Annotated in this window: 11 protein-coding genes; 5 read left to right on the top strand and 6 right to left on the bottom strand. The window is 36.5% G+C overall.

The window, feature by feature from the left end; genetic code table 11:
* Window positions 1-48: 48 nt before the first annotated feature.
* The 3 genes from AC27E9_RS10360 to AC27E9_RS10350 all read right to left on the bottom strand — a co-directional run bounded on the left by AC27E9_RS10360 (window position 49) and on the right by AC27E9_RS10350 (window position 2,659).
* Window positions 49-225, bottom strand: a complete 177-nt coding sequence (locus AC27E9_RS10360; protein ID WP_487129844.1) for a DUF3545 family protein — start codon at window positions 223-225, stop codon at window positions 49-51.
* A gap of 184 nt (window positions 226-409) precedes the next feature.
* The gene (locus AC27E9_RS10355) at window positions 410-1,303 is read right to left on the bottom strand and encodes a cation diffusion facilitator family transporter (protein WP_487129842.1); all 894 of its coding nucleotides are present in this window, start codon (window positions 1,301-1,303) and stop codon (window positions 410-412) included.
* A gap of 51 nt (window positions 1,304-1,354) precedes the next feature.
* Window positions 1,355-2,659 (bottom strand): inosine/guanosine kinase, encoded by a 1,305-nt coding sequence (locus AC27E9_RS10350; RefSeq protein WP_487129840.1) that lies wholly within the window; start codon window positions 2,657-2,659, stop codon window positions 1,355-1,357.
* A 371-nt stretch (window positions 2,660-3,030) separates the two neighbouring features.
* Between AC27E9_RS10350 and AC27E9_RS10345 the strand changes: the two genes are divergently transcribed.
* Together AC27E9_RS10345 and AC27E9_RS10340 are read left to right on the top strand one after the other, a co-directional pair.
* On the top strand, window positions 3,031-5,088 hold the full coding sequence (locus tag AC27E9_RS10345; protein WP_487129838.1) for a sensor domain-containing protein: 2,058 nt from the start codon (window positions 3,031-3,033) through the stop codon (window positions 5,086-5,088).
* A 177-nt stretch (window positions 5,089-5,265) separates the two neighbouring features.
* Window positions 5,266-5,853 (top strand): DUF5610 domain-containing protein, encoded by a 588-nt coding sequence (locus AC27E9_RS10340; RefSeq protein ID WP_487129836.1) that lies wholly within the window; start codon window positions 5,266-5,268, stop codon window positions 5,851-5,853.
* Between the two features lie 157 nt (window positions 5,854-6,010).
* Here AC27E9_RS10340 and AC27E9_RS10335 read toward each other — a convergent pair whose 3' ends face one another.
* Complete coding sequence (locus tag AC27E9_RS10335; RefSeq protein WP_487129835.1) at window positions 6,011-6,727, bottom strand: outer membrane beta-barrel protein; 717 nt, start codon at window positions 6,725-6,727, stop codon at window positions 6,011-6,013.
* 293 nt (window positions 6,728-7,020) lie between these two features.
* Here AC27E9_RS10335 and AC27E9_RS10330 point away from each other — a divergent pair, with 293 nt between their 5' ends.
* Window positions 7,021-7,401 (top strand): hypothetical protein, encoded by a 381-nt coding sequence (locus AC27E9_RS10330; RefSeq protein WP_487129833.1) that lies wholly within the window; start codon window positions 7,021-7,023, stop codon window positions 7,399-7,401.
* Window positions 7,402-7,461: 60 nt separating this feature from the next.
* Here the strand turns inward: AC27E9_RS10330 and AC27E9_RS10325 are convergent, their stop codons facing one another.
* Window positions 7,462-8,502: a serine hydrolase domain-containing protein gene (locus tag AC27E9_RS10325; protein WP_487129831.1), complete on the bottom strand. Its 1,041-nt coding sequence runs from the start codon at window positions 8,500-8,502 to the stop codon at window positions 7,462-7,464.
* A gap of 146 nt (window positions 8,503-8,648) precedes the next feature.
* On the opposite strand from AC27E9_RS10325, the gene AC27E9_RS10320 reads away from it, so the two are divergent.
* On the top strand, window positions 8,649-9,671 hold the full coding sequence (locus AC27E9_RS10320) for a serine hydrolase domain-containing protein (RefSeq protein ID WP_487129829.1): 1,023 nt from the start codon (window positions 8,649-8,651) through the stop codon (window positions 9,669-9,671).
* A 175-nt stretch (window positions 9,672-9,846) separates the two neighbouring features.
* Here the strand turns inward: AC27E9_RS10320 and AC27E9_RS10315 are convergent, their stop codons facing one another.
* Entirely contained in the window at window positions 9,847-10,629 is a 783-nt protein-coding gene (locus tag AC27E9_RS10315; protein ID WP_487129827.1) for a substrate-binding periplasmic protein, read from the bottom strand.
* A 675-nt stretch (window positions 10,630-11,304) separates the two neighbouring features.
* Between AC27E9_RS10315 and AC27E9_RS10310 the strand changes: the two genes are divergently transcribed.
* Window positions 11,305-12,624, top strand: a complete 1,320-nt coding sequence (locus tag AC27E9_RS10310; protein WP_487129825.1) for a S41 family peptidase — start codon at window positions 11,305-11,307, stop codon at window positions 12,622-12,624.
* Window positions 12,625-13,326: the final 702 nt, after the last annotated feature.

Raw genomic sequence — 13,326 nt, 5'->3', positions numbered from 1 at the left:
ACAACAAATAACACTTAAATTAGTTTGATTTTGTTATGGTTGACGAGCTTACATCATGGAATAACAATCATAAGAGGCAAGCTCTCTTTGCTCACGTTTTCGGTCTTTATAAGCCTCAATTTCCCGCCATTTACGTTTATTTTGCTTGATTGCCTTTTTTTTCTGAGTTTCAATTTGATCTTCAAACTCGTCGAATTCTTCAATTTGCCAATATTTATTTTTCATTGTAAGGACTCATTTAAGGTGTTTTCCTTAAATTAATCAAACTATGTGACAATATTTTGAAGAAAGCATGACAAACAGATGAATATCAGATTTTCATGGGTGATACTGTTTAAAGAAGGCAAATAATAAACGCACTAACGGTTAAGTTAAGTGCGTTTAAATTTCGAGAAATAAAATCGCGAATTTATTCGGGGTGCTTACAACCGCCGGTTTCAATTTGTAAGACACTTTCTTCAATTGAAAATTGTTCTTTTAATACTTTTTCAACTTGAAAACGACAGATTTCATCATGCTTTTCTAATGTACATTTATGTTTTAACACAATATGGGCACCAACAATGACCGAGCCGTTATCGCTAGTCACGATTAAATTATGAACATTATCAATATGTTCAACTTTTGCCAATGCAGCTTCAATTTTTCTCAATGCTGGTAGTCGTACACCATTAAAAAACAACCCTTTTATACATTTATAAAGTAGCTTTGAGCCTGTAATAAGTACAAAGATAGAAATAAGAATACTTGATAAAGAATCAACAATCGTCCAACCGGTAGCGTGAATAACGATACTGGTGACAAAGGTAACTATGGTCGACAGTAAATCAAAGAAGGTGTGCAGAAAAACCGCATAAACATTAACACTGTCTTTTCGGCCTTTATAAAGTACAAATGCAGAAGCGGCATGAAATAGAAAGCCTAATGAGGCAACCGATGACATCACGAAAGTATTAATTTCGTGTTCGTCGTGATGTTCATGCCCGAGTAATCGCTCTGCCCCTTGCAACAAAATCCAACAACTAATTAATAAATATAGTACGCCATTAATTAAGCCGCCTGACAGCTCTAATCGGCGATAACCATCACTAAAAGTTTGGCCAAATTTTATCGCTAATGTTGACGCTATAAGAGCAATAAACAAAGAGCTGTTATGAACAAATAAATGTCCAGCGTCGGCATAAACTGCAAGCGAATTAGCATAAAAAGCACCAACAAGCTGAATCAACATAAAAACACTGGTTATAGCAAGTGCAATAAGTAATCGTCTTTGTGATGATTTATGTGTTGTTAGTGTTGTCATGTAAAGCCAATTTATTCCGCAATCGGATATGAAAAATGTTATTGAAGCAGATTATTGCGCCCAATAAGCTTGATCTAAGCTATCTTCTCGCTCAGGTAAACCACGAGATAAACGGGGCGAATGTTGAACAAGAACTTCATAGCTTGCCCTATTGGCATATTTACTCATTTGCGATAATGACGAATAAGTTAATGCAGGCTGATTATGTTTACTCGAATTTGCCATGGTGTTTTTATGGTAAACATTAGCACTTAAATCGTGCAATATAGCTGCAAGTGCAGCATCACCAGCACCGTTTGTGTTCTTAATGCTTTCTGGCCCCCCCATATATGGTGCAGAATGTGTATAAATACGCATTGGATTATTACATTCTTTTAGCAACATAGGTCGAGAATATTCGTAACGATTAAAGTCGCTAATATAGCCAGAAATTAATGGATATTCGCTTTCACGCTTAAATTCTTCGTCAACATACCCCGCCATATACAAGCCTTCTTTACCAGCCGTACATATCACCATATCAACCCAGTCTAAGCACTTATCTGCAGCTTGTAACGGATCTGTAATCTCTGTTATAGCTAAAGCTTCTTCTTCATTCATAGTTAAAATGTTGACGTGCTTTTTGACGAAATCACGCCAAAACTGTGGCTCTTCTTCAATTAAGAATTTAGTACCCAATGTCAATACAACAGGAACGCCAGCAGCATTAGCACATTCAACAGCTTTAATTGCTGCTTCAGTCATAGTATCACCTTCTTGCGTTCGCATAAGGTAAGAACTAATGACTAAGGCTGAAGCACCAGCAATAAGTGATTCATCTATTGAATCAGGGTGTAGGCGATTAATTAAGCCAGCATTGATACCAAAAGTACGCTCACCGGTATCATCAATTAAGGTAAAACAACGACCAATAGGACCATCAACCGGTTGTAAATAATTTAAATCAACGCGAGAAGAAGTATTACTAATAAAACGATAAGCATAGTCACCGACGTGAATATCTTTTGACATAACCCCTAATAATACTGAGCGATCATCTGCCAATACAGAATAGTTGTGCACGGTATTACCTATTGTGCCACCGGCAAATTCATAATTAACCAGCGACTCATCTTTTAAACGCTGATATAGACGCTCGGTCACATCATCAGAAATCACTTGTGACATACCACGTTGTAAATCAAATTCATCTAAAAAAGCTTGATCAACTTTTGCTTCAATATCCACCAATACTTGGTCAATACCAACTATATAGTTTTTTACTGCTTGTGGGCCACGGTTTACTTGATTAGTTAACGGGTTTTTATTATCTACAGGGAAATAATGTTTATGCTGACGGCGTCCGGGGAACTTCATGAAGTATTACACGGTTATTTTCAAAAGAGCGATTATAGCGCAATGGGATTTGGTTTGACCAGACATCATGTAGAGAAATTCGCCTCGGCAACCAAATTCTGCATTTGCTGAATAAATCCTAATCACTTTACGACAAGTTTTTCTTCAACAACTAACAGACGCTAGCTTTTGACATTAGCTGACAGCTATAGCGGCAAAACTTTATGCTTGAGAATATAGCCAGTAAACGTGCGTTACTGATGAATAGATCTATAATAATTAAATAGGTACAAGTTACCCTTAATTTTTACCTAACAAAAAAATCACGTAGAAAAATAGAATAAGTAAATTTTTAGTTGAATTGTTATTGGGCACGCCAACAAGGAAATCTATTGGATACCAGCACTAGTAATAATGCTTTAGAGCTAAACGTAAAAAAAATATTTAACGCCACTCCTGTTGCTATGGTGTTGTCTAGAACTGATGGCAGTTTCGAATATGTTAACCAAGCTTTGCTAGATTTGCTGGGATATTCAGAACAAGAAATTTACCAAAAAGACATTATTATCTCTCACCCTGAAGAAAGTGAAGTTAACGCTAAAATTCGTCATAAACTCCAAGCTGATCCATTTACCCCTATTACTATTGAAAAACGCTACTGCCATAAATCTGGTCGGGTTATTTCAGGCATGCTGACCATGGTCGCTCAACCGGATGAAATAGGTGGTGTGAAACGTTTTATTGCACAAATTGTCGACTTAACAGAGCGAAAAAAAATAGAAAATGCACGAAAGTTATTTAGAACATTAATTGATCACTCAAGTGATAGTATTTTTGTAATCGATCCAGACACAGCTAAATTTCTCGATGTAAATAACACCGCCTGTATTAACTTAGGTTACAGTTACGACGAAATACGTCAGCTCGGCGTTATTGATATCGAGGCTGTTTTACCAAATAATTTTTCGTGGCAACGGCATGTTATAGCTGTTCGTGAGTCAGGGGGAATAGTAATCGAAGGAGAGCATAAGCGAAAAGATGGCTCTACCTATCCTGCAGAAGTATGCGTGAACTATGTAAGTCAAAATGGCAATAATTACATGGTTGCGGTAGTACGAGATATAACGGAACGAAAAACAGACCAACAGCTAATTTGGCGACAGGCTAATTTTGATGCCCTTACAGGCCTTGCCAACCGATGTATGCTAAATAATAGACTAACCGAATGCTTACAGAAATCATTGCGAACCCAACGAAGTGTCGCTGTATTATGTTTAGACCTTGATCACTTTAAAGATGTTAATGACAAATTCGGACACGCCTCTGGTGATAAAATTCTGATAGAAGTCGCAAATCGCATTAAAAGCTGTGTGCGAAATACAGATATTGTTGCACGTATGGGCGGTGATGAATTTACCATAGTGATGGAAGATATAGATAATCATAAGGATACGACTCGTATTGCAACACAAATTATTGAGCAGTTATCAAAACCATTTACCTCTGGCCTCATAAAAAGCTACCTTTCCGCCAGTGTTGGTATTGCATTTCATCCAAAAGATGCAAACACAACTGAGTTGCTATTGAAATATGCAGACCAAGCCATGTATATTGCTAAAAGCTTAGGTCGTAAACGTTACCATCTGTTTAATCAGTCTATTCAAGCAAGTATTAATGCCCGTAGTTGGATGAACAGCGAATTGCGTGCATCAATAGATAGACAAGACTTTCATTTAACATTTCAACCCATTATTGATTTAACAACGGGGCGCTGCCGCAGTGCTGAAGCACTTATTCGTTGGACTCACCCTGAAAAAGGCATCATAGATACAAGTCAGTTTATCGCTGCAGCAGAAGAAAATGGCATGATATGTGACATCGGTGATTGGGTATTCCACCAAGTGAGTCAACAACTAAAAATATGGCGAGGATTATTTGGTGACGATTTTCAAATATCCATTAATACATCACCAATTCAATTACGAAATTTTAATAGCAACTTAAAAGGCTGGTGCCAGCAGTTAGAGAAATTAAATGTATCGGGTAACGGAATCATTATTGAGCTCACTGAAGGGACCATAATGGACTTAAATAAAGGTGCTAATGAAGTGCTAGCTTTGTTTAGAAGCAAAGGAATGGAAATAGCCATTGATGATTTTGGTACCGGCTACTCTTCATTAGCTTATTTAAAGAAACTCAATGTTGACTATGTAAAAATTGACCGTTCTTTTGTTAATAACTTATCAGAAAATTCCGATGATATTGCGCTTTGTGAGGCTATCGTTGTTCTAGCACACAAACTCAACTTAAAAGTCATTGCCGAAGGTATTGAGACATTAGCTCAGGCAGAAAAATTAGCTAATATAGGTTGTGATTATGGCCAAGGCTACTATTTTTCTAAAGGAATTGGTGCAAGTAACTTCGAACAGTACTTAACTAATAAACGTTAATGAAAATAATATAAATACATATGAACCTTAGGAGCTATTGATCTTTCGAGATTGCTTTGCAGCGATTCGGGCGTATTCAAACAAGGCAGAGCCTTTATCATGTATTTGTTCCACATAAAAAGGTGATAACGCTATAATAAATTAACGCATACAGCAATTTACTTACTAGGCATGTTTATGGATATTCAATTTAAAAATCAAACAAACACCTCAGTTACCTCATCTCAAACGGCATCAACTGAACCACCTAAGTTGGGTATTGCGCAACAAGCAAAAAAAATGCAAAACATTGCAATAATGGAAGCAGCAGTAAGTAATAGTGCTGCAAATAACCCTATGCAACTATTGTATAAAACGGCAATTGAAGAAATAAATAAGCAATTGGCCAGCGAAGGTAACGCAAATATCATTCAAACAACCTACGAATCTGAAATAGATGTGTCACCTGAGGCCACTGCACAGCGTATTGTTAAAAGTTCGACGGCTTTTTATCAAGCATTTAAAGAGCAAAATAGCGAGCTTAGTGATGAAGAATCATTAAACGAGTTTTTATCTGTGATCAATTCAGGCATTAATACCGGTTTTGATGATGCCAAAGATATTTTAGAAAGTTTATCAGTACTAGAAGGTAATATTGAAAGTAATATAGAACTAACCTATGACTTTGTTCAACAAGGCCTCAATAGTTTTAAAGAGCAAATTATGGCTGACTTACTTGAAAGAAGCAAAAGCACTGGTAACACTGGTAATGGTATTGATAATTGAGAAGTTGAAGCTTAACTCTTCAAAACACAGCAATATAAAGTCATCAGTCAGCATATTAAAGATTAGGCTGATAATAAGAAAGGCACAGTTTTCACTGTGCCTTTTTCGTGTGGAGCACTTTAACTAGCGCTTATCGATTATCAATTTACTTGAAATACTAGAATCGGTAGGCTGCATATACACCGGCAACACGATCAAAGCTATCTTCAAGTTGATAACCATTCTCTAGGGCATCAAAATTTGAATATCCAGCAAAAACACCAACATCAGTACTTTTACTATAGGCGTAATTTATGCCAACATTAGCTTCATGTGCTTCATTTTGGGTAAAGTCTTTTAAATCACGATACGTGTAACCAACACTAGCTGTCCAATCTCGTGCTAGATTAGTTTGTAATCCAATTGAATATCGAAATTCATCTTTATTTTTCAATTTCTCTTCATCCCATTTTACATAACCAAGCGAAAAGGTCATTGCCAAGTCTTTATCAAAAACGTATTTACCATTTAAATCAGCGCCGTAGCCAATTGCATCGCCATTTAATCGAGAATCATGGTAACCCCTTACGCCCAAACCAACAGCTAATTCCAGCCCTTTTTGATTATTTTTACGAGCTAATACACGATAATCTAAACCACCTAAGCTAAGTGTTAAATCATCAGTTAACCCGTATGCTGCATTTAAATTAATCGCACCGCGACTATCATTATTTTCTTTCCCCCACATCAAGGCTCCACCTAAGGCAACGGTACTATCAGTTAATGTTAAGGGCCTTAGCACTGGGTTCTCGGGGTATTTTGTTTCAGCGACCACTGTTGACGATGACAAAAGTAATGTTGTGATAAATAGTGATTTTTTCAAAATAATATTCATAAGATAATACTTCCTGTAGTGATAATTTTGTTTACAGGTGTATGGTAGTGCGACGCAGTGTTTGAATCTTGTTGCACTTTGTCTCTGAAATGTATGTCGAGCGTGAGAAATTGTAAGAAAATAAATAGAAAGCACAAACTGTGCCCTACAAATATTTGAAACTCAAATTTTCATGTAATACTCGCTAATGTTACGGCATTGCCAGCTGTACACAAAACAAACAATTTTAAACAGATAAATACTAATGTTTGACCTATACTTTGCCCTATATTAATGCAATTCGGGACAAAAAAATGAATACCATTGGTTCAAGCATGCCTGATTATTTAGGCTTTACTCAAAAGCTTGTTAAAAGAAATACTGCGATTGAAATTATAGACGCTAAGCAAGCCGGCGAGCCAATAGATAAGCAAGCAATACAGGAATCTAATCAAGAAATTAGAGAAAACTCCGTTGATGCAAGTCTAGCTATTTACCAAGCAAGCATAAAGAAAAATACCCTAGATACTTATATTCAAGCTTCAAATAACGCTGATTATTCAAACACAACAGACCAACAAGACTCAAATGAAATTAACTCATTTGACGCAAGTGCAGTAAATGACGCACGTTCGACAGCGCAGAAAAGAGCGATTGGCATTTCAGTATATGAAAAAATACAAGCAATAGAGTAGCCAATATTTAGGCTATTAATACAATGAAGTCCTATCTAACCAAAAATTGCGCTTGAATTCTTAAGCACCAAGTAGTTTTAATATTTTCTGATACGTTGAATTGGCAGTATTTTCTGAACCGTTACCCGTGGTATTAATAAATTGAATCACCACTGCATCAATATCGCTATGATAATTAGCTATGCTTTGATAACCGGGTAGCCAACCTGAATGATTAAACCAGTAAATCGAACTATATATGGCCCTCTCTTCGTTACTGAGTAACGAGCCAGTATTTAAAGCACGGATAAAAATAGCAATATCTTTTACGGTGGAGATCATTGAACCACCAGGAATAACATAATCTTGCGCGGATCTTTCAATATTCTCCCAATAACCTTTTGCTAGCAATGAAGGTTCAATATCACTTAGCTCTAGATAAGTGTCGTGCATCGCAAGTGGAGTCAAAATATTTTCAGCTATAAAGGTTTGGTGACTATAGCCAAGCGCTTTATCCAGTACTTTAGCTAGTAATAAATAATTGGTATTTGAATATTCATATTTACTGTCTGGAGCAAAATCTGATGGTTTATCAAGCGCAAAAGCTAATGTCGCATCAATATCCGTATGAGCATTTTGCCAGCTAAACCCTACTTGGCTATCAAAGTCGGCAATACCGCTACGATGTTGAATTAATTGCTTAATGGTTATGGTGTTTGAGTTTTCAATTCTGTCAGCCCACTCAGGTAACCAGCTTGATAAGGTATCATTTAACGACAACTGCTCTTGCACTACTAACTTTGTCGCACTTACTGCAATAAATAATTTGCTAACACTGGCAATTTTAAATAATGTTGTCGCTTCAGCTGGCACATTCGAGGTTTTATCTTGTAAACCAGCAGCATAACTTTCATCGAATTTAGAGGTTTGATCAACATAAACAAAAATGCCGTCGATGTTATTACTAATAGCACTGTTGAGTATGCCTTGTATAGTTGTCGATGCGGGTGTGTTTGGTACTGGAACAACAGCAGTATTTTTTTCACTACTGCTCCCTCCACCGCAACTGGCAAGTAGAATAAGAACAAAAGCCCAAAACACCGAAACCCGAAAATTAACCACATTCACCACCAATACAACTTCATTTATCTTAAAATAACACTAACTAATAGCGCAGCAAAATTTTAAATTGCATGATAAGCCAGTCGCTGATTTAAACCTTTTTACGTTCCATAGTCACTAACCTGATAAAAATACTTAGGTTTACTATGAAATATGTATTACTAACTTGGCTAGTCAGTTGTTACAGCCATAGCGTAGAGATGGAAAACATTTCAAAAGTCATAAAGCAATACGCAAAAAGTGTAAGTGAAGGTCAAGAAGAAGGTGTTACCAGCTTTTTAGTATATAAAAATAATCAACGTCTAATTGAAAGTTACGCACCATTTTATAGTAAAAATCACACCCATGACCTTCGTTCTGTCACAAAATCGCTAACCGCTATATTAGTTGGAATAGCCATAGAGCAAAATTTATTTCCTAGCCCCTCAGAAAAAGTAACACCTTATATTAAGAACATAAGTGCTAGTAGTTCTAGCTTTAAAGAAATTACATTTAACGATTTACTTACCATGCGAACTGGCCTTGCTTGTGATGATTGGGTACCAGCATCACTCGGCAATGAAGACAAAATGTATTTAAGCCCTAATTGGGCAGAGTTTTTCATTGAACTACCGTTAAGCCATGAAACCGGACAGCACTTTTCTTATTGTACTGGTAGTGCCGTTTTAGTTGGACACTTGCTTAGTGAAACACTTAACAGTGAATTTGAAATCTGGTCAAAACAATACTTTTTTTCCAAGCTCGATATCAAAAACTATAATTGGAGCAAAACACCCTACGGAGTCGTTGATACTGGTGGTCATATATTTATGACAGCACGTGACTTAGCCAAAGTAGGCCAACTTATTTTAAATAAAGGAACCTATAACGGAGAAAAAGTACTATCAAGCCATTGGCTTACTGAAATGACATCATCACATACCAAAGTTTATGAACGCCCATATGAATATGGCTATTGGTGGTGGTTATCACCTTCTAAAGTCATAAAAAATAATGTAACAAAGGAGCCTGAGTTTATCTTTGCATGGGGAAATGGTGGTCAATATTTGTTTGTTTCTCCAAAACATCAGCTAATTTTTGTGTTCACTGGGACAAACTTCAATTCAAGGAAAATGCTATTACCTCAGTTAAAGATAAAAGAGTTTTTAGCATTACTAGCCGAACATTAGCTTACACTACTGCTATATAAAACTATTGCTAACGAAGATTATAGAATGCTTACTAAAACCATCTAAGGCAAAGCATTTTTTAAACGGAGGATTAATAGAGAATCATATTAATTATCAAAAACTTAAAAACCGAACTTTGTGCTCACAGGTGAAAAGAGCAGATTAGCTTATTAAATTAAAAGCGCGTTTGAGGTAATTCAAAGCGTTTAGAAATTTCTTCATATTCACCACTTTCGTGTAAGTCTCTCAACGCAATATCAAAAATTCCTACCTGCTTTGATGAAACTCTTTCCTTACAAAACATCAGTTTACTTCCTGCTTCCTCGTCGGTCGCGATACGAAAAAGAGGAACAATATTTTCACTAAATTCAGCTTGGGATAACAAATAATGTTTGCCTTCAATTTCTGATTCAATGTAACCATCAGCCCTGCCTTTAAGTACGAAACTGGCCATATCCTGATCATTACTAATATAAGTAATTCTTCTGGCAAACTTTTGATTTTGCAACAACTTTGGGTAGGATTCATAAAAAATAGCGCCTCGCAAAGCAGCTATAACCACATTAACTTCAGCTAAATCAGCTAATACACTTACCGAATCAAATAAGCTTAATTTATCTTTATGAACAAAAAGCATGTGATGGCTATAACGAAAATTATTCTTCGTAAACAATGCATACTTCTCTCTCTCAGGTAAGACAGTTGCAGCTAAGGTCATATCAATAGTCCCTGCCTTGAGCTCTTTTATTACTCTTGCCCATGGCATAGAAACTATTCGATATTTATAAGGCGTACGACGAAATACCGCTTTAATTAGCGCTATATCTTTTCCAGCCCATTTACCTTGCTCATCTTTATAACGATAAATATCCCGCTCATTTATCCCAATAATAAACTCATGGCTAAATAGTTTAAAAGGAGCCAACAACAAGCTGATTATTACAACGATTTTAATCATCTACGAGTCCTCAATTAAATTTACGCCCGCTAGATCCATAATTGTATTGCTTAGAAACTCTATACCAGTAAATATTCCATTTAAAAACTAACTCTATTGGCAAAAGCTGAAATTCACATTAATTTTACGTTTTCTTTACTCTTTATTGTCGTACGTGGAATGAAATTAATCTAGGGATACTTGCAAACTAGTCAGAATTAGAATGAATGTCCATGTGGAATTTATTAAGTAAGCACAGAGGCACTCTATACCTCCTTAGGCATAGGGTGCGCAATACATGTAAAAGCCACTCGACTATAATGGCGCACATATTGTGCCCTTATTCCCCACTCGAGTCCTATTAAGCTCAAACCAAAATGTTATTTTTACAGTTATTGATATCTAACAAGGTTTGTCCCTATGTAACACCACATTTAAGTATTATCGTACTAAGAAATACTACTCATGCGAAGATAAAAATGTCTATTAGTGACCACCAATGTCATAGATAAACTGCGATATTTTACTAAGGTCTTAAAGCTTAAAACAGTAATTCGAAAAACAGTTACCAGAGAAATTTATAACAATATTTAGGATTTAAAATGGTATTGATATTCATGTACGAAAGATATAGTATTAAATTAAATCGAATTCATTAACAATAAAAATTATAAAAATCAATAGATAAGGAATATCATGTTAAGAACAAGTTTAATTACGCTTATTTCGACCTCCACGCTATTACTTTCTGCTTGCGGCGACTCTTCCGATAATGAAGGAACAACTATAACCACCGATCCCAGTGTTTGCGCAACTCAAAGTGCACAAAACAATGCATTATGGGAATACTTACAAGAAGATTATCTTTGGAATAACCAATTAGATTTATCAACAGATCCAGCACAATTTTCATCATTAAGTGATTTAATTGCTGATGTTCGTAAACAAGTTGAATTAGATAAATTTAGTTACTCAATTTCTGAACAAGACTATCAAGATCACTATATTAATGCGGTATTTTATGGCTATGGCGTAAAGTCTACATTAAACACAGATAAAAATGGTTTAAAAGTACAATACGTGTACGATGCTGGTAATGCTGCAGCAGTCGGAATAACGCGTGGCGCATTAATTACCTCATTAAACGGTAAAACTATTGCAGAAGCAGTAGAAGACGGAACATATCAATCGCGAGAAATATGGGGCCCCAATGAAGACGGCTATATTTCTAGTGTTACATGGACAGACGTAAATGGCGAACAACATACAGAAAATATGTCTCGCTCTTCCATTGAAACTAATACTGTTATGGCAAATGAAGTTATACCAACAAATATAGGCAATGTTGGCTATTTAGTATTCGATAGTTTTATAAAGCGCAGTGCTAATGACCTTAACATTGCTTTTGACAACTTTAAAAAATCAGAAATTACCGAACTCGTTTTAGACTTAAGGTACAACAGTGGTGGTTTTTTAAGTATTGCTAACCAACTTGCAAGCCAAATTGGTGGTGATAATGTTATAGGTAAAAGAATGTTTAGTTATGTATATAACAATAATCAATCAACTAAACACCTCTCATTTCAACTTAATAATGGAAGTAGTCAGTTAAACCTTTCTCGTGTTGTAATATTAACTACCGAAGCAACTGCCTCTTCATCTGAAGTGGTAATAAACGCCTTATCACCTTATATCGATGTTAAAGTTATCGGAAGTCGAACGAGAGGAAAGCCAGTAGGAATGGATATTAATAAGCTTTGTGAGCATCGAGTTTTTGCTATTAATTTTCAAATGGTGAACTCAAACGGCTTTGGTGATTATTTTGATGGCTTACCCGTTGACTGTGCAGCTGAAGACACAGTAGAAACAGATTGGGGTGATCAAAAAGACCCTCTGTTAAATGAAGCTTTATATTTACTAAATAATAATAGCTGCTCCTCTGTCGAAACAAACTTAGTAGCACCTAAAAAACGTAAAGCTCCAAATTACGATAATATAATAGATGCAAGAATATAGTTGTTAAATGCTACATTACTTAATAGAAAGCCCGCTAATTAGCGGGCTTTCTTTTTAAAGATGCAATGCTGAGAAAGACTCCTCATCTCCTGTTTCTTACTTGACCGCACTTAAATAATAATTTTTGCCGTTATAGATTCCTGACGAATGCTCATCCCTGCACTGTTATTTGATTTTGGGGAGTACAGCAACATGCACTGGACATTTACTTATCTGTCTGGCGTCGCGGTGGCGACTACACCCAGAGGGGCGTTGCACGCCAAACGCCCCTCTGGACTCCCCATGGCGCCCTACTCAGCAAAACACTCCAATTGAATTTAGGCGCAATGTTCATTCCTGCCGAAAATCGTCCCTTCACACGGCAGTCTGCGCCATCCATGGCTCCGATAAACATCACACTAATCTAAATTCAGTTTCCGCTGCTGATATGGGATCTAGTGATCGTTGAAGTAGCCGGTAGAAATATACTTTAAGGAGGATTACGTGCGATGAAACAAACACCAAGTCTGCTTCATTAAACGCCGGAATAATGGCTAATATTCTCGTATCACTGGCATGGATGCCAGTGAAAGCGCTGTTGGCACACGGATGTGCCATCAGCGCTGGTACGTCGAGAATATTGGACATTATGGAGGAAATACGTTTAATGTTGCAGCGCCGGGTGAGTCCAGAGAGGGGGCGGCGTTTAACCCTCTTTGGGTG

This window comes from Colwellia meonggei, assembly GCF_057537295.1.
This window is presented reverse-complemented; position numbering and strand designations above follow the sequence as displayed.

What these genes read in the sequence shown, in the direction of transcription:
- AC27E9_RS10360 (WP_487129844.1), bottom strand. Translation starts at nt 225, where the DNA reads ATGAAAAATAAATATTGGCAAATTGAAGAATTCGACGAGTTTGAAGAT.
- AC27E9_RS10355 (WP_487129842.1), bottom strand. Translation starts at nt 1,303, where the DNA reads ATGACAACACTAACAACACATAAATCATCACAAAGACGATTACTTATT.
- AC27E9_RS10350 (WP_487129840.1), bottom strand. Translation starts at nt 2,659, where the DNA reads ATGAAGTTCCCCGGACGCCGTCAGCATAAACATTATTTCCCTGTAGAT.
- AC27E9_RS10340 (WP_487129836.1), top strand. Translation starts at nt 5,266, where the DNA reads ATGGATATTCAATTTAAAAATCAAACAAACACCTCAGTTACCTCATCT.
- AC27E9_RS10335 (WP_487129835.1), bottom strand. Translation starts at nt 6,727, where the DNA reads ATGAATATTATTTTGAAAAAATCACTATTTATCACAACATTACTTTTG.
- AC27E9_RS10330 (WP_487129833.1), top strand. Translation starts at nt 7,021, where the DNA reads ATGAATACCATTGGTTCAAGCATGCCTGATTATTTAGGCTTTACTCAA.
- AC27E9_RS10320 (WP_487129829.1), top strand. Translation starts at nt 8,649, where the DNA reads ATGAAATATGTATTACTAACTTGGCTAGTCAGTTGTTACAGCCATAGC.
- AC27E9_RS10315 (WP_487129827.1), bottom strand. Translation starts at nt 10,629, where the DNA reads ATGATTAAAATCGTTGTAATAATCAGCTTGTTGTTGGCTCCTTTTAAA.
- AC27E9_RS10310 (WP_487129825.1), top strand. Translation starts at nt 11,305, where the DNA reads ATGTTAAGAACAAGTTTAATTACGCTTATTTCGACCTCCACGCTATTA.